Origin of the sequence: Castellaniella caeni NBRC 101664 (genome assembly GCF_001592225.1) — a bacterium.
Taxonomy (GTDB): Bacteria; Pseudomonadota; Gammaproteobacteria; order Burkholderiales; family Burkholderiaceae_B; genus Castellaniella; species Castellaniella caeni.
Genome location: NZ_BCWN01000008.1, coordinates 27,941 through 52,438 on the forward strand (window position 1 = coordinate 27,941; position 24,498 = coordinate 52,438).

Sequence of the window (24,498 nt, forward strand, 5' to 3'; positions counted from 1 at the left end):
ACTAAACGAATAATAATGGAATCAATGGCTGCAAGGCGCCCGCGCGGCGGCTTATTCTTCGACGTACCAGGTGTCTTCGGACAGCATCACCTGCTGATGGCCATAGCCCGCCGGCATCATGGGAAAACAGTTTTGCAGCGGCACCACGGCCACGTCCAGAAAGTAGGGCCCGTCGTGCGCCAGGCAATCGGCCAGGGCCGCGTCGAGGTCGCGCGGGTGCTCGACGCGCGCCGCCCCCCAGCCGAAGGCCTTGGCCAGGGCGACGAAATCGGGGATGGACGCGTTGTAGCTGTGGCTGTAGCGCCCCTCGTGGATGAGTTCCTGCCACTGGCGCACCATGCCCATGTGGCCGTTGTTGCACAGCACCACCTTGACCGGCGCATGGTGCTGCATGGCGGTCGCCAGTTCCTGGATGTTCATGAGCACCGAGGCGTCACCGCTGATGCACACCACGGTCTTGTCGGCGTGCGCCACCTGGGCGCCAATGGCCGCGGGCAGGCCGTAGCCCATGGTGCCCGCCCCGCCCGAGGTCAGCCAGCGGTTGGGGTGGTCGCGCTGGATGTACTGCGCAGCCCACATCTGGTGCTGGCCCACGTCGGTGGCGACGATGGCGTCGCGCCCGGCGATCAGGCGGTTGACGCGCTGCATCAGGTCTTGCGGCAGGATGACCTCGTCAGAGGGTTCCACCTTGAGGCATTCTTTGGCCTGCCACACGCCGATGCGCTGCCACCATTCGTCGAGACGGCCCGCTTCGAGTGAATACTGGTTCAGTTCTTTGTGCAAGGCGCGCAGCAGCGGATAGCAGTCGCCCACCAGCGCCACGTCGGCGCGCACCACCTTGTTGATGGAAGCGGGGTCGATGTCCAGGTGGATTTTTTCGGCATGCGGGCAGAAGTCGGACAGGCGCCCGGTGATGCGGTCGTCGAAGCGCGCGCCCACGCAGATGATGAGGTCGGCGTGGTGCATGGCCAGGTTGGCCTGCAGGGTGCCGTGCATGCCCAGCATGCCGAGAAACTGCGCATCCGCCGCCGGGTAGGCGCCCAGGCCCATGAGCGTGAGGGTGCAGGGCGCCCCGCTGGCCTGCACCAGCGAGCGAAACGCGTGGCAGGCGTCCACCCCCGAGTTGATGAGGCCGCCCCCGCCATAGAACACCGGGCGGCGCGCCTTGGCGATGAGCGCGGCGGCACGCTTGATGGCCGCTTCGGTGGCGGGCGGCAGGGTTTCGACACCGCCCTCGGGGGGCTCGGCGGCAGGCGTGGCGTGCTCGGGCGGCACCAGGGCGATCTGCAGGTCTTTGGGGAAATCGAGCAGTACCGGCCCCGGACGCCCGGCCCGGGTGAGGCGCACGGCCTTGGCGGTGAGTTCAGCGATGTCTTCGACGCGGCGCACCTGGGCGTTCCATTTGGTGACCGGGCGCGAAATGCCCACGGCATCGCACTCTTGGAAGGCATCGGTGCCGATGGCGCCGGTGGCCACCTGGCCGCTGATGCACAGCACGGGGATGGAGTCGCACAGGGCGTCGAGCAGTCCGGTGGTGGTGTTGGACATGCCCGGGCCCGAGGTGACGAAGACCACGCCCGGTTTGCCGGTGGTGCGCGCGTAGCCTTCGGCGGCGTGCATGGCCGCCTGTTCGTGGCGCACCAGGATGTGGCGGATGCGCGGCTCGGCATACAGGGCGTCGTACAGCGGCAGCACGGCACCGCCGGGATAGCCGAAGACGGTGTCCACCCCCAGCGCAATCAGGGTATCGAGCAGAATCTGCGCGCCGTTGCGGCCAGCGGGATTGGCGGAGGAAGAAGCGGCGCGCAAAGGCGCGGGAGCGAGGGCATTCACGAGCGGAACCTGGGACGAAAGATTGAACATGGGCCGTGCCCCGCGAGGCGCCGCACAGGCGCGGCCTGCGGCACGGACAACGGCGGCACGGAAAAATTCATACATGAACGAATCAGTGTATCCCTTTTCCCAGGCAACCTTGCCAGCTGCCGCACGGCCTGTCACCGCACTGATCGCCGCTGTGCCCCCCGCCGCCCGGCCTGGGGCCACGGTGTCTGTCCAGGCCAATGCCCCTACACCGCCACGGGATATCCCCGGCTGGCAAAAGCATCATTGTGCTGTAGGATGGCGTTTCTGTTTGCAAATATTTTTCAACGACACCGGTTTTCCGTCTTTGATTGCCGCCTCTGTTCATGCCTGACGATCACGCACCCGACCCCGTCCCCCTGCTCGACCCACCCCCCGACCCCGCCCTGCGCGTGTCGCTGCGCTTTGAAGACTGGCTGACCGTCCTCAGCCTGGCGGCCCTTGCCTGCATCACGCTGGCCAACGTCATCGTGCGCTACCTCACCGCCGAATCCTTCGCCTGGACGGAAGAAATCTCCATCTTCCTGCTGGTGGTGCTCACCCTGGGGGCGGGCTCGTCGGCCTTCGTGCGGCGGCTGCACATCCGCATCGAAATGCTGGCCGACGGCGGCACGCGCGCGCGCCAGCGCCGCTTTGCCCTGATCTCAGACGGTGTCTGCCTGCTGTTTTTCGCCGGGCTCACGGTGCTGCTGGCGCGCATGGCGCTGGATGAATACAACTGGGGCGACACCTCGCCCGCCATCGGCATTCCCACCTGGTGGTATTCGATGTGGCTGCCCGTCCTCTCGGCGGTGATCACGCTGCGCCTGGGCGGCATGGTGGCGCGCTGCTGGAGGCAACGGCCATGATCCCCTCGCTGCTGTTTGGCCTGTTCGTCGTGCTCATGGTGGTGGGCGTGCCCGTGGGCGTAGCCCTGGGCGCGGCCGGCACGCTGGCCATTGCCCTGGCCAACCCCGATACCCACTGGTTCGGCCTCATGGCCGTGTCGCAAAGCTTCTACGCCGGACTGGCCAAGTATCCGCTTTTGGCCATCCCCATGTTCGTGCTGGTGGGCTCGATCTTCGACCGCTCGGGGGTGGCGGCCAAGCTGGTGCGCCTGGCGCAATCCATCACCGGCAACGGCCCCGGCATGCTGGCCGTGGTGGCCATCAGCGTGGCCATGTTCCTGGGCGGCATCTCGGGCTCGGGGCCGGCCTGCGCCGCCGCCGTGGGCGCCATCATGATCGGCGCCATGAACCGCGCGGGCTACCCGCGCGCCTATTCGGCCAGCGTGGTGGCCGCCGGGGCGGCCACCGACATTCTCATCCCGCCATCCATCGCCATGATCGTGTATTCGATCCTCGTGCCCGAGGCCTCGGTGCCCGCGCTGTTTGCCGCCGGCATGCTGCCGGGCATCCTGGCCGGCATCGGGCTCATCATCCCCGCGGTCTGGCTGGCCCGGCGCCACAACATGGGCGCCGAATCACGCAAAGAGCCGCGCCCGCCCTTCTGGCGCAGCCTGTTCGAGGCCATCCCCGGGCTGGCCGCGCCGGTCATCATCCTGGGCGGCATGCGTATGGGCTATTTCACGCCCACCGAGGCCGCCGTGGTGGCGGTGTTCTACGGGCTGTTCATCGGCATATTCGTGCACCGCACCATGCGCTGGCGCGACCTGTTCCCCATCTTTCGCGAAGCGGGCGAGCTCTCGGCGGTCATCATGCTGATCGTGACGCTGGCGGGCATTTTCGCCTGGTCGCTGTCCACGCTGTCCATCATCGACCCCATCACCCACGCCATCGTCAACGCGGGCCTGGGAGAATACGGGGTGATGACGTTGCTCATCCTGCTGCTGATCGTGGCGGGCATGTTTCTGGACGGCATCTCGATATTTCTCATTTTCGTGCCGCTCATCCAGCCGGTGGCCCTGGCCTTTCACTGGGACATGGTCTGGCTGGGGGTGGTGCTCACGCTCATGGTGGCGGTGGGGCAGTTCACGCCGCCGGTGGCGGTGAACCTGATGGTGTCGAGCAAGATCGCGCAGATCCCCATGGAAAGCACGGTGCCCTGGGTGCTGTGGCTGGTGGCCGGCATGCTGTGCACGCTGGTGCTGGTGGTGCTGTTTCCACAGATTGCGCTGTGGTTGCCGCATTATTTGGGGTATTGAGTTGTTGAAGGGTGTTCTTTAGGGATACCTCACCAGGAGGGAGTTCGGGGGGGTTCTTTAGGGATACCTCGCCAGGGTGCTCAGGGGCTTGGGGGCACAGGGTCGCATGTTTGCGGCTGCGCCGACGGTGTGGGGGTGGGCTCCAACAGTGCCCCCAAGCCCCTGAACACCCTGGCTGACGAGGTGCGGGGCACTGAAACTCCTTTTGCTTGGCTACTGAATGCTGGCTACTGAATGCTGGCTACTGAATGCTGGGTGCTGGGTGCCGGGCGTCAGCAGGAGCACGTTTTGATGATGATTAAAATTTTCACAGAGGAGACTGACCCATGTATTTGAAACGATATATCGGCGCGGCGGCGCTGGCTTTGACGGCGCTGGCGACGACGCTGCCCGCCCAGGCGGCCAATTACAAGTCCGAATACAAACTGTCGATCGTGGTCGGCACCAATTTCCCCTGGGGCCAGGGGGCGGTGATCTGGTCCGATCTGGTGCGCGAGCGCACCAACGGGCGCATCAACATCAAGGTGTACCCGGGCACGTCGCTGGTGCAGGGCGACCAGACGCGCGAATTCACGGCTATCCGCCAGGGGGTGATCGACATGGCGGTGGGTTCGACCATCAACTGGTCGCCGCAGGTGAAAGAGCTGAACCTGTTCTCGCTGCCCTTCCTGATGCCGGATTACCCGGCCATCGACGCGCTGACGCACGGCGAGGTGGGCAAGCAGCTGTTCGGCATCCTGGGCAAGAAAGGCGTGGTGCCGCTCGCCTGGGGTGAGAACGGCTACCGCCAGCTGTCGAACTCGGTGCGCGAGGTCAAGGCGCCCGAAGACATCAAGGGCATGAAGCTGCGCGTGGTGGGTTCGCCGCTGTACATCGATACGTTCACGGCACTGGGGGCCAACCCCACGCAGATGAGCTGGGCCGATGCGCAGCCGGCGCTGGCCAGCGGCGCGGTGGACGGGCAGGAAAATCCGCTGTCGATCTACGCCGGGGCCAAGCTGTATGACGTGGGGCAAAAGTACCTGAGCCTGTGGAATTACGTGGCCGATCCGCTGATTTTCGTGGTGAACAAGGACGTCTGGGCCTCGTGGTCGGCGGACGATCAGAAGATCGTGCGCGAAGCGGCCATCGAGGCCGGGCAGCGCGAGACGGTGATCGCGCGCAAGGGGGTGACGAACACGGACGATTCGCTGCTCAAGGAAATCGAGGGTCACGGGGTGACGGTGACGGTGCTGTCGCCGGATCAGATCGCGGCGTTCGCCAAGGTGACGCAGCCGGTGTTCGACAAGTGGGCCAAGCAGATCGGGCCCGATCTGGTGAAGCAAGCGCAGGCGGACATCGCCAAGCGGTAATTCGCCATCGGCACTGCGTTCAGTGCCTTCTTGGCTGAGCAGCGCCGCCAGGGCATTCTTGGCGGCGCTGTCGCCGGGGCAGGCCTGCCAAGCAGGCAAGCCGAGACACATCGCCTCCATCCGATTTGTGCCGCCCGGGGTTCGGCGGGCGACCCCGACTGGCATCGATGGTGAGGCGTACGCGCGTATGATGGCAGCCGGTTAGCGCTGCCTGATGCCCCACTCATGGAAATCACCTTTCAAGTTGTCGTTCTGCTGTTTTTCGTGGCCATCATTGCGGGCACGATCGATGCCATTGCGGGCGGCGGCGGGCTGATCACGATTCCCACGCTGCTGGCGGTGGGCCTGCCGCCAGGGCAGGCGATTGCGACCAACAAGGTGGGCGGGATTGCCGGATCGGCCGCGGCAACGCTGCACTTTTTGCGCATCCGGCAAATCAACCTGAAGCACAGCCGCTGGATGATGCTGGGCACGTTTCTGGGCTCGCTGGCAGGCGGCATCGCGCTCACGCGCATCGACAGCAGCCTGCTCAAGCAGGTGATTCCCATCCTGCTGATCGGTTTCGCGCTGTACTTTCTGCTGTCGCCCAAGGTGGGTGCCGAAGATCATAAAGAGCGCCTGACGATGGCGGTGTACGCGGCCACGCTGGCGCCGCTGCTGGGCTTTTACGACGGCTTCTTCGGGCCGGGCGTGGGCACGTTTCTGGCGATTTCGTGCGTGACGCTGCTGGGCATGAACCTGGTGAAGGCGACGGCGCACGCCAAGCTGCTGAACCTGTGCAGCAACTTGGCGGCGCTGATCTTTTTCGCGCTGCACGGCAACATCATCTGGGCCTACGGACTGCCCATGCTGGCAGGCCAGTGGGTGGGCGGCACGATCGGCGCGCGCCTGGTGGTCAAGCGCGGCCAGCAGCTCATCCGGGTGCTGATGGTGATCATGGCCATCGTGATTTCGGTGAAGATGCTGATGACGCCTTGACGTGACGATCACTCACCCAACCGGGCGAAGACCGGGCGCGTAGAATGAATTCGATTGGCGCGTATTCACAAGAGGCTCTCCATGACTCAAACACCCAACGCCGCGGCTTCCGGCACGTTTCTGATCGGCGGCGACATCCCTGTCCACCGGCTGGCCTATGGGGCCATGCGCATCACCGGCCCAGGCATCTGGGGCGACCCCAAAGACCGGCGGGCGGCGCTGGCCACCTTGCGGCGGCTGCCCGAGCTGGGGGTCAACTTCATCGACACCGCCGACAGCTATGGGCCGTTCGTCAGCGAAGACCTGATCCGCGAGGCCTTGCATCCCTATCCCGGCATGCTGGTCGCCACCAAGGGCGGGCTGCTGCGCCACGGGCCCGATAAATGGGTGCCGCTGGCCGACCCCGGTTACTTGCGCCAGTGTGTGCTGCTGAGCCTGCGTCGTCTGGGCGTCGAACGCATCGATCTCTGGCAGCTGCACCGGCTGGATCACGGCGACGCGCGCCAGGCGCAGCTGCAGGTGATCGCCGACATGCGCCAAGAAGGGCTCATCCGCCACGTGGGCCTGAGCGAAGTGCGCCCGGCGGACATCGAAGAGGCGCAACGGTATTTTCCGGTGGCCACGGTGCAAAACCAATACAACCTGGGCGAGCGCAAGAGCGAGGCGGTGCTGGATTACTGCACGCAGCACGGCATCGGCTTCATCCCCTGGTATCCGCTCAACGCGGGCAAGCTGGCGCATCCGGGCTCGGTTCTGGACACCATCGCGCAAGCCCACGGCGTGACGCCCAGCGCCATCGCATTGGCCTGGCTGCTGAAGCGCTCACCCGTGATGCTGCCGATTCCAGGCACCAGCAGTCCCGAGCACCTGGCGCAAAACGTGGCGGCAGCCCAGGTGCGGCTGTCCGATCACGAGTTCGAGACCCTGGGAAAGCAGGCGGTGTAGTTGCACACTGCCAAGCGCCCCGGCGAGCAGCCGAGCATTCGCGGTAGACTGCGGGCTTGCGGCCTGGGGCCGATTGTTCAGGATTCGCCATGGCCTTGCGCGCCACCATTTACAAAGCAGAAATCAACGTGGCCGACAATGACCGCGGCTATTACGGCAGCCATGCCGTCACGCTGGCGCGGCATCCGTCCGAGACGGACGAGCGCCTGATGGTGCGTCTGCTGGCCTATGCGCTCTGGGTCGAGGCCGACGAGCGGCTGGTGTTCACGCGCGGCCTGAGCGACACCGACGAGCCCGACCTCTGGAACCTGGATCTCACCGGCGCCGTACAGCAATGGGTGGAAGTGGGCCTGCCCGACGAACGCCGCCTGCTCAAGGCCTGCGGGCGCGCTACCCAGGTGGTCGTGCTGGCCTATGGCCGCGGGGTGGACATCTGGTGGGCGGGCGTGCGCGACAAGCTGACGCGCGCGCCCAACCTGCAGGTGTACGCCCTGGATGCCGAGGCGAGCAAGGCGCTGGCCAGTCTGGCCGAACGCTCGATGACCCTGAGCGTGAACATCACCGACCGCAACGCCTGGGTGTCCTGCGACCGTGGCGATGTCAGCCTGGACGTGCACTGCCTGCGCGAAGCCACGGTGCGCTGAATCAGAACATGTGCATCATGCCCAGCCCTGCCTCACGGCCATCCAGGCCATCCACATAGCCCAGGTTTTTGCCGTACGAGGCATAGACATAGGCGTACGTGCGCTTGGACAGCGGGTACTGGTAGTTGACGTGATACGTGTCGATGTTGCCGGCCAGATCGCCCCAGCCGCCGGCCGCCTGCGACGCGTCCAGGTTGGACGAAGAATGGTTCCACCCGGCATACAGCACGCCGCCGCCCACCGGGGTGCTGACCCCCAGGTGGAAATCGTTGGACTTGAAGTTCTCGTAGTTTTCGATGTTCAGCGCCCGCCCACTGATGGCGCCGACATAGTCATTGGTGTAATACCCCATGCCCAGCTTGCCGTGCTGGTCATGGCCATAGGCCAGCGCCAACTTCACGATTTCAAAATCGTAGGTCACGCCGATGTTCCAGTTGACGACCGCCGACTTGCTGAATGCCGTCGTGTTGAAGTCGCCCATCGTGACCTCGCCCCGGCTGGCGCGGTCGTAGCTCAGGCCGATCGCCAGGGGGCCCTGCTCGTACTTGAGGCCGGCGGACGTGAAATTGGAACGGTTGGCCTCATTGCCCTGATCGACCCCGGCGCTGCGTTCGATGGAGGTCTTGGGCGTGGCGTACATGACGATGGCCGTCAACCCCGCGAAATTGGGCGAGGTGTACTTGAACGAATTGTCGATCCGGGTGCCGGCGTTCTTGGCGGGGCCGCCAAAGGCCTGATCCATCGACCCCATGCCCAGCCCGGTGGTGCCGTCGCCGTTCTCGACGATGCCGACGTCCACGCCCGCGTTGTACTGACGGCCCATCGTGACGCTGCCCCAGTCATCGCTGGCCAACCCCACGAACGCCTGCCGGCTGAACTGGCGCGTGTCGTCGCTGAACCCCCCGCTGCCGATACTGAACCCCTGTTCGAGTGTGAACACCGCCCGCAGGCCGCCTCCCAGGTCTTCGGCCCCTTTCAGACCAAAGCGGTTGGCCGCCAGCGTGCCGCCCACCAGCCCGGACTGAGACACACGGACGTCGTTGTCATGCCGCTGCAGCCGATGCTCCAGATAGCCATAACCCGAATCGATGATGCCATACAAAGTGACCGACGTTTCGGCCTGCGCGGCACCAGCCACCAGCACACCCACCATCCATGCGCTCAGGCATAGTGTTTTTTTCATGATCAAATGCTCCTCCAAGGTTGATGACATTGCCAAACCACCTGTCGGCACAGCTTTGCATGACAGGCTTTACACACACCACTGAAACCACTGAACGGCACGGACTGCACTGCGCCCATGCTAAGGCGGGAGCCTGTTTCTGAATTGACTGATTCCGACATATAGATACGTATTTCCGACAGTCATAGCGGAAAATACCCAGTGATTACCCCAACTCAACCGACAATTGGCGCTAAATTACAAATAAATGTCGTATTTAGTCAAATCAACAAGGTGCTGAGCCTTGTGTCAGCGTCAGAACGCTGAGGCGCAAGTCCAGGGTCTGGCGACTGGCGGAAAACCGCGTGGCCAGCCACGGCCCCGACTCGTCATCGAACGGCAGGGCATACAAGGGAAAGCAGCTGGACGCAATATGCAAACGCAGGCAGTGGCCCGCAAGCTGCCGGTAGCCGATCTCGCCCAGGCAGACGTGGATCGGCCCGGACGCGGACAGCGTCCGGCGTGGCGCCTGCAGCAGAATGCGGCTGACCCCGTCGGGGCCGACGTCGCACAGGGTTACCACCACCTGGCACGCCCGCGCTGTGGAACGCAGCGCCAGCCTGACGCCCACGGGCCCCACCCAATCCACGGCGCACGCCAGTGGATCGGAGGTGAAACTGAGCACGTCCTCGCGCACCGTCAGGCTTTGCGCATCGCCGGGGTTCAAGAGGGGGCGCCACCAGTCGGTCTGCACGACTGGCACGGGGTGCCCGGGGTCGTGCGTCCAGTCCAGGCGCGTGAATGCACCCGCCGGACGCTCGCGCAGGGTATGTGCGCGGCCCACCGGCGCCGCAACCAGATACCAGCGCCGCGGGATGCAGGTGGCGGGCGGCCAGGTGGGCGCCCAACGCGGCCCTTGGCCCGTCAGCTCCCACGAAACTGGCGGCAAATGGGTGGACAGGCCTTCCAGATGCGCCCGCAGGAAATCGATCACGGGATCGAGCGTACGATCCAGCCAGCGGGCCTGCGCCTGGGGGTCGGCCAGATGATCGGCCTGCGGCCCGGCAAACGCGAAGAGGTCATCCATGTGGTCGCTTGCCGTGGCATACAGCACCTGCTGGTGTCCGACGCCAGCCGCCGTGCGCCACTGGCGCAGCTGTGCCACCGCGAACAGGTCGAACCAGCCCACCCAATGCAGGGTCGGGACGGCCCCCAGCACGCCGCGCAACGCGGCGGCCAGCGCCGTCCACGGCGGCCCGCCCTGGCGCAGCAGAAAGCTCTGCGCCCGGCTGCCGTGTATCAACTGCCGCCACGGCCGGGCGCCCCAGTCGATCGTCGCGTCCGCCGCATCCGGCGCGCCCCAGGTCGTACGCGCCCATTCGACCATGGGGCCCAGCCGCAGCACGCCCCCCTGGCAGGCGAAATCCCAAGGGACGCAACTGCTGACCCGGCTGACGAGCGCACGAACCGCCCAATGGCGGCTTGCCACGGCGGCCCAGGCCGTGAAGCCGTAATACGAGTTACCCCAGCAGGCTACCTTGCCATTGGCCCAGGGCTGCACAACCAGCCAGTCCAGCGTGTCATAGGCATCTTCGACTTCGTGCACGAATGGCGCAGCCTGGCCTTGCGACTGCCCCAGGCCGCGCACGTCCTGCACGACCACCGCAAACCCGGCGGCACACAGGCGCACGGCGACCTTCGGCACGGGCGACGCCGCCGCCTGGCGGCCATAGGGGGTACGGATCAAGACCGCCGCCACACGCCTGCGGGCGCGTGGCCGGTAGACGTCGGTCATGAGCACAATGCCGTCACGCATCCGCACCCCGAGCGACACGTCCGGCGCAGGCGCAACGGGCAGCCCCGTCGGCACTCGGCTCACCTCTGCCTCACTCATGGGCGCCCCACCGCACCAGGACGATGCCCGCCAACACCAACAGGCCGCCAAACTGCTGCAGGGGGCCGGGCGTCTCAGCCAACAGCAGCCAGGCCCAGAGCGCGGCAAACAGCACCTCGGACAGGCTGACGAATGAGGCAATGGTCGGGCCCAGCCGCTGCGCGGCGGCAACCCCGGTGAGGTAGGCCAGCGCGGCGGCAATGGCACCCAGTTCGGCCACCGCGCCCCACCAGGGAATGGCAGTACCCAGCAAGGTGACGTCGGCGCGCTCCCAGCGCACCTCGACCAGGCCGGTCGCGCCCGCCAGCGCCAGCGCCACGACACCGACGACCAGCCCGCTGGCGGCAAACGCCACGGGCGGCAGGCGGCGATCCACCTTGCCTGCGGCAATGACGAAATACGCCGCGACGCACAAGGCGGCAACGCAGCCCCACCCCACGCCGACCGGGTTGATCACGACGCCGCCGCCGATGATGCCCAGCACCAGGATCAGGCCAACCATGGCCACCCCCGCACCGCCGACCGTCAGGCGACCGGGCTTCTGTCCATACCGCAGCCAGGCCCAGCCCACCACCAGCACGACGCCGCAATATTCCAGCAGCAGGGCCACGGCCACCGACAGCTGCTGCACCGCCAGGTAATACGCCAGCTGACAGCCGACCACGGCCACGACGCCGAACAGCAGGATTTCCAGGGCGTGGCGGCGCAGCAGATACCAGCGGCCCCGCAACTCGCGCACGGCAAAGGGCAACAAGACGAGGGCGCCCACCGTGATGCGCCAGATGGCCGCAGCGGCGGGCGACCACCCGGCATTGAACAGGCCCTTGGCAAAGACCCCCGAGGTAGCAAACGATGCCGCCGACAGCACAGCCAGCCCCAGCCCGGCCCAATGGGCAACCTTCACGCAACGCCCTCCGCTTTTCCTCCGCCCCGGCCACGATCCACGACGCCGACCCTCCGCCCGGCCCGGGCGGAGAATTTCTAGGCTTCGAGCGCCTCGACCAGGTTGGGCGTGTTTTCGACCAGCGATTTGGTGTACGGGTGCGCTTTTTCGGAAAACGCCGCCTCGACCGTACTGAGTTCGACGATCCGCCCCCGCTGCAACACCGCGACGCGCTGCGCCACATTGCGCACCAGCGCGATATTGTGCGTGATGAACAGCAGGCTCAGCCCGCTTTCGCTTTGCAGGCGGCGCAAGAGTTCGACCAGGGCCGATTGCACGGACACGTCCAGAGCGGACGTGATTTCATCGCACACCAGAATTTCGGGATTCGTCATCAAGGCGCGGGCCACGGCCACCCGCTGGCGCTCGCCGCCGCTGAGCTGATCCGGATAGCGGCCCGCCATGTCGCCGCGCAAGGCGGCGCGCTCCAGGTTTTCCGCCACCAGCGCCTCGGTGTCGGCCACGTCGATGCGCAGCGCCTGCAAGGGCTGCAGCAGCAGCTCGCGCACGGTGCGCCGCGGGTTCAGCGATTCGTAGGGATCTTGAAAAATATATTGAATCCGGCTGCGCTGCTGGGCGCTGCGATCGAAGCTGCTGTGCGCCAGGGGCGCGCCCCGGTACAGCAGCTCGCCGTCAAATTGATGGTGCAGGCCCGCCACAATGCGCGACAGCGTCGTCTTGCCGCTGCCGGACTCCCCCAACAAGGCCAGGCATTCACCAGCGCGCAGCTGCAAATTGACGTCCTGCAAAATGACCTTCTTGCCATAGCGCCCCTGGATGCGGCGCAAGTCCAGCAACACGTCGTTGCCCTGGCTGACGACCGGCGCCGCGCCAGCGGCGCGCGGCGGCAGGGCCACCAGGGGATGCAGACAGCGGACGAAGCCGCGCTCGCCCGTCGGCACCAGTGGCGGCGCCTCTCGGTGGCAGGCCTCGGTGGCAATGGGGCAGCGTGGTGCGAACGCGCAGCCCGCCGGGCGCGACAGGGGCGAAGGGGCGTGCCCCTCGATGCCCAGCATCGGGCGGCGCGCGCGCAGGTCGGGCACGGCCTGCAGCAGCATGCGGGTATAGGGATGGCGCGGCCGGGTGAGTACGTCGCGCAAGGGGCCGAACTCCACGACCTGGCCGGAATACATGACGGCAATCGCATCGGCCAGGTCGGCCACCGTCGCCATGTCGTGGCTGATGTACACCCCGGCGCACTGATACGACCGGCAAAGCTCGCGCACCGTCTGCAAGACGGTGGCCTGCGTCGTCACGTCCAGCCCGGTGGTGGGCTCGTCCATCACGATGAGGCGCGGCCTGGGGATGAAGGCCATGGCGATGGCGATGCGCTGCTGCTGCCCGCCCGAGAGCTGGTGCGGATAGCGCTGGCGAAAGGCGTCGTCGTCGGGCAGTGCCACCTCGCGCATCACGTCGCGAATCCGCTGCGCCCCGGCGGCGGGCGAGACGTCGTGCGGCAGACACTCCAGCAGCTGCGTCTGCAGCGACAAGGCCGGGTTGAGCGACGCCGCGGGCGATTGCGGAATGTAGCTGACGACGTGGCCGCGCAACTGCTGCAGGCCGCGCTTGCGCGCCGCCACGATGTCCTGCCCCGCCACCAGGATGGAGCCGCCCGAGATGTACGTGCCCGACTTGCAATAATTCAGCAGCGACAGGGCCAGCGTCGTCTTGCCCGAGCCGGATTCCCCGACCACGCCCAGGATTTCGCCCGGGCGCACTTGAAGGCTGACGTCGCGCACGATATCGGCCTCGGAGGGCCGACCCGTGATGCGCAGGTCGCGCACGTCCAGTGTGACATCGCTTGTCATGTTCATGATTCCACTCCCCGCCCGATCCCGGCGGATGCCCGGGCAACACCGTCCGTGATGAGATTCGTGCCGACCGTCAGAATGGCGATCGCCAGCACCGGCAGCAAGACCGGCCAGATCTGCGCGGTCACGCCCACCCGGTTCTCGTTGATCATCAGGCCCCAGTCGGCCATGGGCGGCTGGATGCCCAGGCCCAGGAAGTTCAGCCCGGCAATGATGCCGATGGAATAGGTCAGCCGCAGGCCGAACTCGACGGCCAGCGTGCCCGTCGTATTCGGCAGGATTTCCGTCAGCAGGATTTTCCAGCGCGGCATGCCGATGGCTTCGGCACTCTTGACGAAGTCGCGCTCGACGACCGTCAGGGCCGCACCGCGGACGATACGCGCCACCCGTGGCAGGTGGGTCAGGCCGACCAGCAAGACCAGCAGCCACATCCGCGGGCCCAGGATGCTGAGAAACAGCAAGGCCAGCACGATGGAGGGAAAGGCCAGGACGATGTCGCCCGCGCGCATGATGATTTCATCCGGCCAGCCCCGCCGGTAGGCGGCATGCACGCCCAGAGCCGCTCCCAGTCCGACGCCGAGAAACGTGGCCAACAGCGACAGGGTCAGCAGCAGGTGGCCGCCATCGAGAAAGCGGCTGAAAACGTCGCGCCCCAGGTTGTCCGTGCCGAACAAGGTGCCGACGGCCTCGGGGTCGAAGGGAATGCCGACGAACTCCGTGGATGAGTACGGCGTGACAAACGGCCCGATGGCCACCACGGCCAGCACCAGCAGCACCATGCACAGGCCGATCTGCGTGCGGCGCTGGCACAGCGCCTGTGAGAGCAGTCCGCAGCGGCGGACGGCACGACTTTGTTGAGTGAGCGTCGTCATTTTCCAGCCGTCCTTACTTTCGGGTTTGCGAGCAGGCCGATCACGTCAGCCAGCAAGTTGACGCCGACCGTGATGGCCGCAATGATCAGAGTCAGGAATTGAATGACCGGCAGATCCCGGTTTGCCACGGCATCCACCAGGGCATTGCCGATGCCGGGGTAGCGGAACAGAAACTCGACCACGACGGCACCACCCATCATGTAGGCCAGCTGCAGCGCCACCACCTGCACCACCGGCCCCAGCGCATTGGGCAGGCCGTGGCGCAGCAGCACGGTGCGCTCGCGCACCCCCTTGAGCCGCGCCTGCTGCACGTACTGGCTCTCCAGCACTTCCAGCATGGTGGCGCGCATCGAGCGCACGATGTACGGCCCCACCGACAGCGCCAGTGTGATGGCCGGCAGCACCAGCTGCGAAGGCTGCGACCAGGCCGGCCCGGTGCCCACATAGACGGCGGGCAGCCAATTGAGCACGCCCGTTGCGAAGACGATCACCAGGATCATGCCGACGACGAATTCAGGCACGGCGGCAAACACCAGCGTGAAGAAGGCCACTGCGTGATCGGCCACGCGGTCGCGCTGCAGCGCGCTCCAGGCCCCCAGCAACAGAGCGATCGGGGTGCCGATGATGGCCGCGGCCAGCATCAGCACGACCGAGTTGCGAAACAGGGGGCCGATGACATCGACGACTGCCCGGCCATTGGCGAGCGAATTGCCGAAGTCGAGCGTGACGACCCCGTGCAGCCAGGACAGGTACTGCATCAGGGCCGGCTGATCCAGATGCAGCTGGGTACGCAGCGCGGCCAGGCGCTCTGGCGTTGCCTGGCGGCCCAGGATGGCCTGCGCCGCGTCGCCGGGCAGGGTCTGCGTCGCCAGGAAGATGATGGCCGAAATGATCAGCAGCACCAGCACGCCGATGAGCAGCCGCCGAATGATGAGCACAGTCATGCGACGCCCCTCACTGAGCCAGCCACACTTGACGCAGGCGGAAGCTGGTCAGGCCGATGCCGCTCTTGTCGGGCTGCAGGCCGTGCACCTTCTTGTTGTAGGCATCCAGCGCGTTGGGAAAACCCCAGATGATGAAGCTGCCCCGCTCGTGCTCGATCTTCTGCGCCTGCTGGATCAACTGGCAGCGTTTTTCGGCATCCGCCGTCTGCATGGCCTCGCCGACGAGGGACACCCATTCGGGGTCGTTCCAGTGCGTTTCGTTGTACGGCGCGTCGGGCAGGGAGCTTTGCTGAATCTGGTTGATGTAGCCGTGCGTGTAGTAGAAATCCTGGGCGAACGTCCACTTCAGGTATTGGTCGCCATAGAACACGCCCGGATCGACCCGGTTGACGTGCACCGTCACACCCGCCGCCTTGGCCTGCTGGGCAAACACCTGCGCCGCCTCGACGAAGCCCGCCCCCACCGGCGAGGTCACCAGTTCGACCTCCAGGTTTTCCTTGCCCGCTTCCTTCAGCAGCTGCTTGGCCTTGGCGATGTCCTGCGTGCGCTGTGGGATATCCTTGGCAAAGCACGCGTCATAGCGCGAAAACAGGTCGTTGCCGATGTCGCCGCGCCCCGCCAGCACCTGGGCCACCATCTGCTTGCGGTTGACGATCAGCCGGAACGCCTGGCGCACGCGCGGATCCGTGAACGGTTCTTTGTCCACGCGCATGGTGAAGGGCACAAAGCCCGCTGTATGGCTCTCCAGCACACGCATCTGCGGGTTGGCCTGCACGATGCGCACCTGCCCCAGCGGCACGGCCTCGATGGCATCGACCTGGTTGCTCAGCAAGGCGTTGACACGCGCCGTATCGTCCTGGAAGTCCACGATGGTGACGCTGTCGAGATAGGGCTGGCCCGCGCGCCAGTAGTGGGGGTTGCGCACGAAGGTACTTTGCTGCCCCGGCACGAAGCTCTTGAGCATATAGGGGCCGGAGCTGACAGGTTTGGCCGGATCGTAGTCGGCGGGCACGATGCCGAAGAAATAGTTGGACACCATCTCTTCAAAATCGACGACAGGCTTGGAAAAATGGAATTCCAGCGTGTGGTCATCCACCTTGACGAAGGCGTCGCGCTGCAGATAGCGCAGCGGCACCGTCCCCGTGGTGGGGTGCTGCGGGTCGCTCATGCGCAGGAAGCTGGCGATCACGTCATCCAGGGTGATGGGCCGCCCGTCGCTGAACTGGATCCCCTCGCGCAGCGTGACCGTCCAGACCGTGGCATCCGCATTGGCGGTAACCGAGCTTGCCAAGGACGGCTGCACATGCTGATCCGGATCCATCTCCAGCAGCCGGTCGAACAATTGCAGCACCCGCGCCTCGTCGGGGTGCGTGATGGGGCGATGCGCATCGAGCGTATCCTTTTCCGACCCGCCGGCCACGCCCACGGTCAGCGAGCCGCCGCGCACGGGCTGCGCGGCGGCCGCCTCTGGTGCCGCGGCCTGTGCGCCCACCGGCGCCACGGCCAGCAGCGTCGCGGCCAACAAGCCCGGCAACGCGCCACGCAGGCTGCGCCCCGGGAAAAAAGAAAGTGCCTGCTTCAATTTCAATATGGACATGCTTGTCTCCTGGTGACCGGCTGCCCGCCTGGTGGCTGCTTTGCCGTTGCGTCACTTATTGATTGTTCTGCTGCTTTGGGCCCGCTTGACGCCTGCACGCGCCAGGCGGGTGGGGAACGACAATACGACGGTTCAGGGCGCGGCCACGATGCGCGGCCCGGCCCGGCGCCCTTGCGCCATCGGTGAGGCCGCCCGCGTCATGCGTAGGGCCGCGGTTCTCAAGGCGGCGGGGTCGATGCCCTGGGCGTTGCGCGAGGAGCTGCTCATGATGGATGTCTCCAAAGAAGTCTGACTTCTTGTTTTTGATTTCTTGTTCTTGTGGTTTTGCGAGGATGATGACTGCGCGCGCTGCGCCAGGGCAAGTGCGCGCAGGTACTGATTGGATGTCGGTCAAGTCTCCTATTGCAGGCGCAGCAAGGCATCTACCGCCACGACGCCCTTGCCGCGCGGGCGCACGATGAGCGGGTTGATGTCCAGCTCGGCGACGTCGTCCCAGTGGGCCAGGGCAAAATCGGCCACCGCCATGACGGCATCGACCACGGCATCCAGGTCGCCCACCGGGCGATTGCGAAACCCCTTGAACAGCAGGATGCCCTTGAGCGAATCCAGCGCCTGGCGCACCATGGCCGGGGTCGTCGGCAACAGGACGGTGGCGCTGTCGTTGAGCAGATTGACCAGGATGCCGCCGGTGCCGATCACCAGCGCCGGGCCGCACAGGGGGTCGCGCTTGATGCCGATGATGAGCTCGCCCACCCCGTCCTGAATCATCGGTTCGATGAGGAAGCGATCGGCCCGGATGCCCGCCTGTTGCAGCTTGCCGACCATGTCGGCGGCGGCACCCTGCACGCTGGCGACGTCGCCCAGGTTCAGGGCCACGGCGCCCAGCTCGGTCTTGTGGGCCAGATTGTCGCCCACGGCCTTGAGCACGACCGGAAACCCCACCTGCGCCGCCACCTCGCCCACCTGGGCCGTCTCGGCCACGCGGCTGCCGGGGTTGGGCAGGCCAAAGCGCCCCAGCAACTGCTTGGAATCCCATTCGTTGAGCATGCGGATGTCGCCATCCAGCACCCGCGCGGCGCGCAGCTGCAGAAGATCGGGCGTCTGCATGGCGAGCACTTCACGGCGGCGCCGCGCATGGCGCACGAACCCGGCCAGCGCGGAGACGCCATCGCTCATGCCCTGCAGCGGCGCGATGCCCGCCCGCGCGAGGCGCGCCCGGGCGTCCTCGGGCAGCAGCTCGCTGAAGTTGCTGATGACGGCCACGGTCTTGTGCTGACCGGCGCGGGCGGCGATCAAGGCATCCACCGCCACCTGCCACTCGCGGTCGTCGCCCGTCGGCCCACGCGGAAAATCGAGCACCATGAGCACGATGTCGAAGTCGGCGCGCATCATGGTGGCAAATACGGCCTCGCTGGCCTGCGCCTGCCCCCAGACCGAGGTGTTGTAGTCCAACGGATTGGAGCGCGTGGCAAAGGGCGGCAGCCAGGCGTCCAGCGCCGCCACGTGGTCAGCGCTCAGCGCGGGCAGATCGAGCGCATGCTGGGCCAGGCAATCGGCCAGCATGGCGCTGTCGCCGCCCGAGCAGGTGAGCACGCCCACCCGCGAGCCGGCGGGCTGCTCGCACAGGGCCGCCAGCTTCAGGGCTTCGACCATTTCGCTCAGGGAATGCACGCGGATGATGCCCAGGCGGTCGAACAGCGCCTGGTACATGTCGTCCTGCCCCGCCAGCGAGCTGGTGTGGCTCAGGGTGAGCTGCGTGCCGACTTCGGACACGCCGGCCTTGAGCACCACCAGGGCGATACCCTTACGCAGGGCCGCCAGCGCGGCCCGGCTGAAGGCCTCGACGTCGCGCAGGCCCTCGATGTAGAAACCGATGGCACGCACACGCCCGTCTTCGACCAGCGGCTCGATGTAGTCGCCTACTTCGAGCACGGCCTGGTTACCCACGCTGATGACGTGTGTGATGGGCAGCGAACGGTCGTGCATGGTGAGGTTGAGGGACACGTTGCCGCTCTGGCTGATGATGGCCACCCCCTGATCGACCCGCCCGCCCGCCAGCCGGTCGGGCCACAGGGCCGCGCCGTCGGCGAAGTTGAGCACGCCGTAGCAGTTGGGCCCAACCAGCGCCATGTCGCCAGCGGCCCGCACCAGCTCGTCTTGCAGCGCCTTGCCCTGCACGCCGGTCTCGGCGAAACCGGCGGCATAGCACACCGCCCCGCCGCAGCCCTGTTCGCGCAGGGCCCGCACCACGGGCACGGCGGCCGCCGCGTTGACGGCCACGAACGCGGCATCCGGCACACCCGGCAGGGCGTCGATCGAGGGATAGCACTTGATTCCGGCGATCTCGTCGTACTTGGGGTTGACCACCCAGACCTCGCCGGCAAAGCCGATGTCGCGGGTGTTGCGGATCGGCAGCTCCAGGTTGGAACCGCCCACCATCACGATGCTGCGGGGTGCCAGCAAGCGGCGCAGGTTTTCTGCCTTGTTCATGGGGCCCTCATCACCGTCAGTTTGCAACGCCTGCCAGCGCGGTGGCCACGGGCCCCGCGGCCTGCACCTGGGCCGCGGACGCACCGCCCTGCCAGCCGGTATAGACGTCCAGCCCGCGCTTCTTGATCTGCCCGCTGATCACCACGCGCTGGATTTCGGAGGTGCCTTCCCAGATGCGATCCACGCGGGTGTCGCGCCACAGGCGTTCGACGGGCTGCTCGCGCATGTAGCCGCGCCCGCCCAGAATCTGCACGGCGCGGTCGCACACGCGGCCCACCATCTCGGAACAATGCAGCTTGAGCGCCGAGGCGTGCGCGTGGTTGCGCTTGCGATCCGTGCTCTGGTCGATTTCCCAGCTCAGGCGGTACAGCAGCGACTTGGCGGCCATGATTTCCACCGCCATGTCGGCCAGCATGAACTCGATGGCCTGAAAATCACGGATGGGCTGGCCGAACTGGATGCGTTCGGCGGCGTACTTGTTGGCTTCTTCGGTGGCGCGGATGGCCCCGCCCACGCAGCGGGCGGCGATGCCCAGGCGCGCCTCGACGAACCAGTCCTTGGTCATCTGGTAGCCTTCGCCGATCTTGCCCAGCATCTTGTCCTCGCCCACCACGACGTCCTTGAAGGTGAACTCGGGGTGCTTGAAGGCGAAGTGGTGCGTATACAGGGGCGTACGCTTGACCTCGACGCCTGGCAGGTTCTTGTCCACGAAGAACACCGCCGACTTGTCGGGGTCGCCATCCACATGGGCGTGCACCAGGATGTAGTCGGCCACGTCGCCCACGGTGACGAACCATTTCTCGCCATTGATGCGCCAGCCGCCCGCCACCTTGTCGGCGCGCGTCGCGCACTGCGCCGGGTCGGAACCCGCATTGGCCTCGGTGATGGCATAGGCGTCGCGGCGCTTGCCCTGGCACGTGGGGATCAGGTACTGCGCCTTTTGCTCGGGCGTGGCAAAGCGCATGGGATAGGAGGGATACCAGAGCGCATCCCAGATGGCGCCCGTGGCCCGGCCCAGCTGTTCATTGAGCAGGGTCTGCTCGAAGATGGTGAAGCCCTGGCCGCCGTCTTCCTTGCTGTGGTTGGGCGCGTTAAAGCCCCAATCGAGCACGGCCTGGGTGATCTTCTTGTGCGTGGCGGGGCTGATGCCGTCGTTTTCCTCGCATTCCATTTCGTGCGGAAACAGCACCTGCTCGGTAAACGCCTGGGCTTTGGCCTGCAATTCCTGGTGGGCCTTCGAGAGGGTGAAATCCATGATCGAACTCCTTCGATGATAGGGAGAGGGGGGTGTCGCGCCATGGGCCGACGGGTTGCAACCATGCTAAGTCGGAAGCGTGTTTTTCAATTGACTGTTTCCGACATCAGCAGACTGATTCTCGACAAACCAGCAAAATCAGGCTTAGTAATAACCCTTATCTTTCAAGCACATGGCGCTTGGATATAAATGCACGTCGGAATTGGTCAATAAAAACCATCGCCCGCCTGCTACCGTACGCAGCATGAGCGCCACGCCGCTTTCCGCCCACGTTCCAGAAGGGTCTCCCATGAATGATGAAGTCCATATCCGCCACGACGAGGGCATCTGCTGGATCACCCTCGATCGCCCCAAGGCCAACGCCATCAACTGCGCCGCCAGCCGCGCGCTGTATGAGGCGCTGCGGGCCTACGAGGCCGACCCCGCCCTGCGCGTCGCCATCCTCACGGGCGCCGGAGAGCGCTTTTTCAGCGCCGGCTGGGATCTGAAAGCGGCGGCCCAGGGCGAGGCGGTGGACGCCGATCACGGCCCCGGCGGCTTTGGCGGTATCACCGAATACTTCAGCCGCACCAAGCCCGTGATCGCCGCAGTCAATGGCCTGGCGGTCGGCGGCGGCTTCGAGGTGGCGCTCGCCTGCGACCTGATCGTCTGCGCCGAACACGCACAGTTTTTCCTGCCCGAGACGACCATTGGCATCGTGCCGGACTCCGGCGGCGTTTTTCGCCTAAGCCGCCGTCTGCCCCGCGCCCTGGCGCTGGACATGATCCTGACGGGGCGGCGCATGGCCGCCGACGAGGCCTTGCGCTGGGGGCTGGTCAACCAGGTCGTGGCCGGGCCCGAGCTGCCCGCCGCCGCGCGTGCGCTGGCGCAAGGCCTGCTGCGCAGCGCCCCGCTGGCGCAGCGCGCCGCCTTGCAGCTGCTGTCGGCCACCGAGGCGATGAACCTGTCCGAGGCCTTTCACCACCAACGCCACGGCACGCTGCCCGTCTACCGCCAGATGCTGCGTTCGCAAGACGCGCAAGAAGGCATCGCCGCCTTCTCTGAAGGCCGCGAGCCGGTCTGGGCGGGGATTTGAGCCACGCGCCCCCGGCGCGTCCAGGCTTTGCCCTTCGGCGCACGGGGCAAGCGAATCCCCTCACCCGCAGAACCCGCCCTAAAAGGATTCTCATCATGCAAAAGATTTTCGATTCCCGGCTCTTCGACGGCCAGACCGCCCTGGTGACGGGCGGGGGCAGCGGCATCGGCCTGGCCATCGCCCGGCAGCTGGGCGCGCTGGGCGCCCGCGTGATCATCGCGGCACGCGACGCCGAGCGCCTCGAAGAAGCCGCGCGCCAGCTGCGCGACGACGGGCTGGACGTGCGCGCCGATGCCGTCAACATCCGCGACATGGACTCGGTCAGCGCCCTGTTCGAGCGCCTGGAGCAGGCCGGGGACGCCATCGACGTGCTGGTGAACAACGCGGGCGGGCAGTTCGCCGCCCCGGCGCTGGACATCAGCCCCAACGGCTTTCGATCCGTCGTCGATCTCAACCTGCAGGGCACGTTTCAGATGAGCCAGCGCTATGCCCGGCACTGCCGCGACCACCAGCACGGCGGCAGCATCCTGAACATCGTGCTCTGCCAGGAGCAGGGCATCCCCGGCATGGCCCACGCGGCGGCCGCCCGCGCCGGCGTGGTGAACCTGACCAAGACCCTGGCCTGGGAATGGGCGCCCCTGGGCATCCGCGTCAACGCCGTGGCACCCGGCACCATCCGCACTTCGGGGCTGGACAAATACGACCCAGCCCAGCTCGCGCAAGGCGTCGAAAAGCTGCCCATCGCCCGCATGGGCACCCCCGAAGAGGTGGCCTGCAGCGTGGCCTATCTGTGCTCGCCCGCCGCGAGCTTCATCACCGGCATCTGCCTGGCGCAGGACGGCGGCGAGCACCTGACGGGCGCCTCGCCGCAGTGCTGAAGGCGGCACCCCCACTTTTCTGGAGCATCCCATGCCCTGCTACCGTTTTGAAGGCCTGACCCCCGTCATCCACCCGACGGCCTACGTGCACCCGACCGCCGTGCTGATTGGCGACGTCATCGTCGGCCCCGGAGTCTACGTGGCCCCACTGGCCAGCCTGCGCGGCGACTATGGCCGCCTGATTCTGGAAGAAGGCGCCAATCTGCAGGATCACTGCATGATGCACGGCTACTGCGAAATGGACACCATCGTGCACGCCCACGGCCACATCGGCCACGGCGCGATCCTGCACGGCTGCGTCGTCGGGCGCAATGCGCTGGTGGGCATGAACAGCGTCATCATGGATGGCGCCGTGATCGGCGAAGACAGCATCGTGGCGGCCATGAGCTTCGTGCGCGCCGGTTTTCAGGGCGAACCGCGCCAGCTGCTGATGGGCTCGCCAGCGCGCGTGAAGCGCGCAGTGACGGACGAAGAACTGCACTGGAAAGGCCTGAACACCCAGGAATACCAGGCCCTGGCGCGCCGCTGCCAGACAAGCCTGCAGCCCTGCGAACCGCTGACCGAGCCCGAGGCAGGCCGGCCCCGGCTGCAGGGGGTCACCCAGGTGCAGCCCAGCGCCGCCCAGACGCGATAGCGCTCAAGACACGCGCGCGGCCCCTGGTCGCTCGGCGCTGGGGGCGCAGCCATAGTGCTTGCGATAGGCCCGGGAAAAATGGGCGACCGCCGCAAAACCGCAAGCCAGCGCCACTTCGGCCACGCTCAGGCGCGACTCTTGCAGCAAGGCCCGCGCACGCTCGAGGCGCAATTGCAGGTAGTAGGCGGCGGGCGTGTGCCGCAGGTGCTGGCGAAACAGGCGCTCGAGCTGGCGCAGCGACACGTTCGCCGCGCGCGCCAGGGCCTCCTGGCTGAGGGGCTCGTCCAGGTGGTTTTCCATCTGTTCAAGCACCTGCAACAGGCGCGGATGATAGACGCCCAGCCGCGCGGCAAGATCGATGCGCTGCGTGTCCGACTTCTGGCGGATGCCGCTCTTGATGAACTGCTCGCAGACGCTGATGGCCAGTTCGTGCCCGAACCCCACCTGAATCACGTGCAACATCAGGTCGAGGGCCGCCGTACCGCCCGCGCAGGTAATCAGGTTGCGGTCGATCTCGAACAGTTCGTTGCTCACGTCCAGCGCGGGAAACTGCTCACGAAACGCGGGGATGGCTTCCCAGTGCAAGGTGATGCGGTGGTTCTTGATGAGGCCGGCGGCCTGCAGCAGATAGCAACCGGTATCCACGGCCCCCAGCAGCGGCCCCTGGCGGGCGATTTTCTGCAGCCAGGCAATCAGCGCCGGGTCAAGATAGCGTTCGGGATGAAAGCTGGAGCACACGAACAGGTTCACCGGCGCGGGCTCGTCCGCGATGGCGATGCACGGCTGCAGCGTCAGCTGGTTGCTGGCCTGCACGGGCGCGCCATCCCCGCTCAGCAGGCGCCAGCGGAAGCATTCGCGGCGCGCCATGCGATTGGCCACACGCATGGGCTCGATGGCCGACAGCAGCGCCACCATGCTGAACTCGGGGATCAGCAGGAAGGAGACGGTGATGACCCCATCGGGCGCAGGCCGCAACGCCATGGCATCTTGCACAGAACACCTCTCTCAGTCTTGGCCCGCC

General features: G+C 66.4%; 21 protein-coding genes. 9 read left to right on the forward strand and 12 right to left on the reverse strand.

Going from position 1 to position 24,498, the window contains the following annotated elements; genetic code table 11:
- Positions 1 to 51 precede the first annotated feature (51 nt).
- Complete coding sequence (gene ilvB, locus CCA01S_RS06835; protein WP_084386570.1) at positions 52 to 1,863, reverse strand: biosynthetic-type acetolactate synthase large subunit; 1,812 nt, start codon at positions 1,861 to 1,863, stop codon at positions 52 to 54.
- A gap of 323 nt (positions 1,864 to 2,186) precedes the next feature.
- Here ilvB and CCA01S_RS06840 point away from each other — a divergent pair, with 323 nt between their 5' ends.
- The 6 genes from CCA01S_RS06840 (at position 2,187) to CCA01S_RS06865 (ending at position 7,922) form a co-directional block, all read left to right on the forward strand.
- Positions 2,187 to 2,708: a TRAP transporter small permease gene (locus CCA01S_RS06840; RefSeq protein ID WP_066455986.1), complete on the forward strand. Its 522-nt coding sequence runs from the start codon at positions 2,187 to 2,189 to the stop codon at positions 2,706 to 2,708.
- Positions 2,705 to 4,003, forward strand: a complete 1,299-nt coding sequence (locus tag CCA01S_RS06845) for a TRAP transporter large permease (protein WP_066455989.1) — start codon at positions 2,705 to 2,707, stop codon at positions 4,001 to 4,003. The genes CCA01S_RS06840 and CCA01S_RS06845 overlap by 4 nt, the downstream gene beginning before the upstream one ends.
- A gap of 326 nt (positions 4,004 to 4,329) precedes the next feature.
- Positions 4,330 to 5,355 (forward strand): DctP family TRAP transporter solute-binding subunit, encoded by a 1,026-nt coding sequence (locus tag CCA01S_RS06850; protein WP_066455993.1) that lies wholly within the window; start codon positions 4,330 to 4,332, stop codon positions 5,353 to 5,355.
- 225 nt (positions 5,356 to 5,580) lie between these two features.
- On the forward strand, positions 5,581 to 6,333 hold the full coding sequence (locus CCA01S_RS06855; protein WP_066455994.1) for a TSUP family transporter: 753 nt from the start codon (positions 5,581 to 5,583) through the stop codon (positions 6,331 to 6,333).
- A gap of 81 nt (positions 6,334 to 6,414) precedes the next feature.
- Positions 6,415 to 7,278: an aldo/keto reductase gene (locus CCA01S_RS06860; RefSeq protein WP_066455996.1), complete on the forward strand. Its 864-nt coding sequence runs from the start codon at positions 6,415 to 6,417 to the stop codon at positions 7,276 to 7,278.
- A gap of 89 nt (positions 7,279 to 7,367) precedes the next feature.
- Positions 7,368 to 7,922: a YaeQ family protein gene (locus CCA01S_RS06865; RefSeq protein ID WP_066456001.1), complete on the forward strand. Its 555-nt coding sequence runs from the start codon at positions 7,368 to 7,370 to the stop codon at positions 7,920 to 7,922.
- A gap of 1 nt (position 7,923) precedes the next feature.
- On the opposite strand, the gene CCA01S_RS06870 is transcribed toward CCA01S_RS06865, so the two are convergent.
- From CCA01S_RS06870 to CCA01S_RS06915, 10 genes are all read right to left on the reverse strand, one after another.
- Positions 7,924 to 9,105 (reverse strand): porin, encoded by a 1,182-nt coding sequence (locus CCA01S_RS06870; protein ID WP_180984156.1) that lies wholly within the window; start codon positions 9,103 to 9,105, stop codon positions 7,924 to 7,926.
- A 265-nt stretch (positions 9,106 to 9,370) separates the two neighbouring features.
- Positions 9,371 to 10,978 (reverse strand): CocE/NonD family hydrolase, encoded by a 1,608-nt coding sequence (locus CCA01S_RS06875; RefSeq protein WP_084386572.1) that lies wholly within the window; start codon positions 10,976 to 10,978, stop codon positions 9,371 to 9,373.
- Positions 10,971 to 11,882, reverse strand: a complete 912-nt coding sequence (locus tag CCA01S_RS06880) for an EamA family transporter (RefSeq protein ID WP_084386573.1) — start codon at positions 11,880 to 11,882, stop codon at positions 10,971 to 10,973. The genes CCA01S_RS06875 and CCA01S_RS06880 overlap by 8 nt, the downstream gene beginning before the upstream one ends.
- A 77-nt stretch (positions 11,883 to 11,959) precedes the next feature.
- Positions 11,960 to 13,735 carry an ABC transporter ATP-binding protein gene (locus CCA01S_RS06885; protein ID WP_198149918.1) on the reverse strand — a complete coding sequence of 592 codons (1,776 nt, stop codon included), beginning with the start codon at positions 13,733 to 13,735 and terminating at the stop codon, positions 11,960 to 11,962.
- Positions 13,732 to 14,604: an ABC transporter permease gene (locus tag CCA01S_RS06890; RefSeq protein ID WP_066456013.1), complete on the reverse strand. Its 873-nt coding sequence runs from the start codon at positions 14,602 to 14,604 to the stop codon at positions 13,732 to 13,734. Before CCA01S_RS06890 ends, CCA01S_RS06885 begins: the two co-directional genes overlap by 4 nt.
- Entirely contained in the window at positions 14,601 to 15,548 is a 948-nt protein-coding gene (locus tag CCA01S_RS06895; RefSeq protein WP_066456016.1) for an ABC transporter permease, read from the reverse strand. Before CCA01S_RS06895 ends, CCA01S_RS06890 begins: the two co-directional genes overlap by 4 nt.
- 10 nt (positions 15,549 to 15,558) lie before the next feature.
- On the reverse strand, positions 15,559 to 17,145 hold the full coding sequence (locus CCA01S_RS06900) for an ABC transporter substrate-binding protein (RefSeq protein WP_084386574.1): 1,587 nt from the start codon (positions 17,143 to 17,145) through the stop codon (positions 15,559 to 15,561).
- Between the two features lie 132 nt (positions 17,146 to 17,277).
- Positions 17,278 to 17,412, reverse strand: coding sequence for a hypothetical protein (locus tag CCA01S_RS16205; RefSeq protein ID WP_258005626.1), 135 nt, complete (start codon positions 17,410 to 17,412; stop codon positions 17,278 to 17,280).
- A 132-nt stretch (positions 17,413 to 17,544) separates the two neighbouring features.
- Complete coding sequence (locus CCA01S_RS06910; RefSeq protein WP_066456024.1) at positions 17,545 to 19,635, reverse strand: acetate--CoA ligase family protein; 2,091 nt, start codon at positions 19,633 to 19,635, stop codon at positions 17,545 to 17,547.
- Between the two features lie 16 nt (positions 19,636 to 19,651).
- The gene (locus CCA01S_RS06915) at positions 19,652 to 20,890 is read right to left on the reverse strand and encodes an acyl-CoA dehydrogenase family protein (RefSeq protein ID WP_084386575.1); all 1,239 of its coding nucleotides are present in this window, start codon (positions 20,888 to 20,890) and stop codon (positions 19,652 to 19,654) included.
- A 289-nt stretch (positions 20,891 to 21,179) separates the two neighbouring features.
- On the opposite strand from CCA01S_RS06915, the gene CCA01S_RS06920 reads away from it, so the two are divergent.
- The 3 genes from CCA01S_RS06920 (at position 21,180) to caiE (ending at position 23,477) form a co-directional block, all read left to right on the forward strand.
- On the forward strand, positions 21,180 to 21,965 hold the full coding sequence (locus CCA01S_RS06920) for an enoyl-CoA hydratase-related protein (protein ID WP_066456030.1): 786 nt from the start codon (positions 21,180 to 21,182) through the stop codon (positions 21,963 to 21,965).
- 95 nt (positions 21,966 to 22,060) lie between these two features.
- A complete protein-coding gene (locus tag CCA01S_RS06925; protein ID WP_066456032.1) occupies positions 22,061 to 22,843 on the forward strand; it encodes an SDR family oxidoreductase in 783 nt (260 codons plus the stop codon).
- A 31-nt stretch (positions 22,844 to 22,874) separates the two neighbouring features.
- Positions 22,875 to 23,477, forward strand: coding sequence for a carnitine operon protein CaiE (gene caiE, locus CCA01S_RS06930; RefSeq protein WP_066456034.1), 603 nt, complete (start codon positions 22,875 to 22,877; stop codon positions 23,475 to 23,477).
- Between the two features lie 3 nt (positions 23,478 to 23,480).
- On the opposite strand, the gene CCA01S_RS06935 is transcribed toward caiE, so the two are convergent.
- On the reverse strand, positions 23,481 to 24,458 hold the full coding sequence (locus tag CCA01S_RS06935; RefSeq protein WP_066456251.1) for a GlxA family transcriptional regulator: 978 nt from the start codon (positions 24,456 to 24,458) through the stop codon (positions 23,481 to 23,483).
- Positions 24,459 to 24,498: the final 40 nt, after the last annotated feature.

Excerpts from the sequence above, each read along its gene's own strand:
- ilvB (WP_084386570.1), bottom strand. The coding sequence starts at position 1,863 with ATGTTCAATCTTTCGTCCCAGGTTCCGCTCGTGAATGCCCTCGCTCCC.
- CCA01S_RS06840 (WP_066455986.1), top strand. The coding sequence starts at position 2,187 with ATGCCTGACGATCACGCACCCGACCCCGTCCCCCTGCTCGACCCACCC.
- CCA01S_RS06845 (WP_066455989.1), top strand. The coding sequence starts at position 2,705 with ATGATCCCCTCGCTGCTGTTTGGCCTGTTCGTCGTGCTCATGGTGGTG.
- CCA01S_RS06850 (WP_066455993.1), top strand. The coding sequence starts at position 4,330 with ATGTATTTGAAACGATATATCGGCGCGGCGGCGCTGGCTTTGACGGCG.
- CCA01S_RS06855 (WP_066455994.1), top strand. The coding sequence starts at position 5,581 with ATGGAAATCACCTTTCAAGTTGTCGTTCTGCTGTTTTTCGTGGCCATC.
- CCA01S_RS06860 (WP_066455996.1), top strand. The coding sequence starts at position 6,415 with ATGACTCAAACACCCAACGCCGCGGCTTCCGGCACGTTTCTGATCGGC.
- CCA01S_RS06865 (WP_066456001.1), top strand. The coding sequence starts at position 7,368 with ATGGCCTTGCGCGCCACCATTTACAAAGCAGAAATCAACGTGGCCGAC.
- CCA01S_RS06870 (WP_180984156.1), bottom strand. The coding sequence starts at position 9,105 with ATGAAAAAAACACTATGCCTGAGCGCATGGATGGTGGGTGTGCTGGTG.
- CCA01S_RS06875 (WP_084386572.1), bottom strand. The coding sequence starts at position 10,978 with ATGAGTGAGGCAGAGGTGAGCCGAGTGCCGACGGGGCTGCCCGTTGCG.
- CCA01S_RS06885 (WP_198149918.1), bottom strand. The coding sequence starts at position 13,735 with ATGAACATGACAAGCGATGTCACACTGGACGTGCGCGACCTGCGCATC.
- CCA01S_RS06890 (WP_066456013.1), bottom strand. The coding sequence starts at position 14,604 with ATGACGACGCTCACTCAACAAAGTCGTGCCGTCCGCCGCTGCGGACTG.
- CCA01S_RS06895 (WP_066456016.1), bottom strand. The coding sequence starts at position 15,548 with ATGACTGTGCTCATCATTCGGCGGCTGCTCATCGGCGTGCTGGTGCTG.
- CCA01S_RS06900 (WP_084386574.1), bottom strand. The coding sequence starts at position 17,145 with ATGTCCATATTGAAATTGAAGCAGGCACTTTCTTTTTTCCCGGGGCGC.
- CCA01S_RS16205 (WP_258005626.1), bottom strand. The coding sequence starts at position 17,412 with ATGAGCAGCTCCTCGCGCAACGCCCAGGGCATCGACCCCGCCGCCTTG.
- CCA01S_RS06910 (WP_066456024.1), bottom strand. The coding sequence starts at position 19,635 with ATGAACAAGGCAGAAAACCTGCGCCGCTTGCTGGCACCCCGCAGCATC.
- CCA01S_RS06915 (WP_084386575.1), bottom strand. The coding sequence starts at position 20,890 with ATGGATTTCACCCTCTCGAAGGCCCACCAGGAATTGCAGGCCAAAGCC.
- CCA01S_RS06920 (WP_066456030.1), top strand. The coding sequence starts at position 21,180 with ATGAATGATGAAGTCCATATCCGCCACGACGAGGGCATCTGCTGGATC.
- CCA01S_RS06925 (WP_066456032.1), top strand. The coding sequence starts at position 22,061 with ATGCAAAAGATTTTCGATTCCCGGCTCTTCGACGGCCAGACCGCCCTG.
- caiE (WP_066456034.1), top strand. The coding sequence starts at position 22,875 with ATGCCCTGCTACCGTTTTGAAGGCCTGACCCCCGTCATCCACCCGACG.
- CCA01S_RS06935 (WP_066456251.1), bottom strand. The coding sequence starts at position 24,458 with ATGGCGTTGCGGCCTGCGCCCGATGGGGTCATCACCGTCTCCTTCCTG.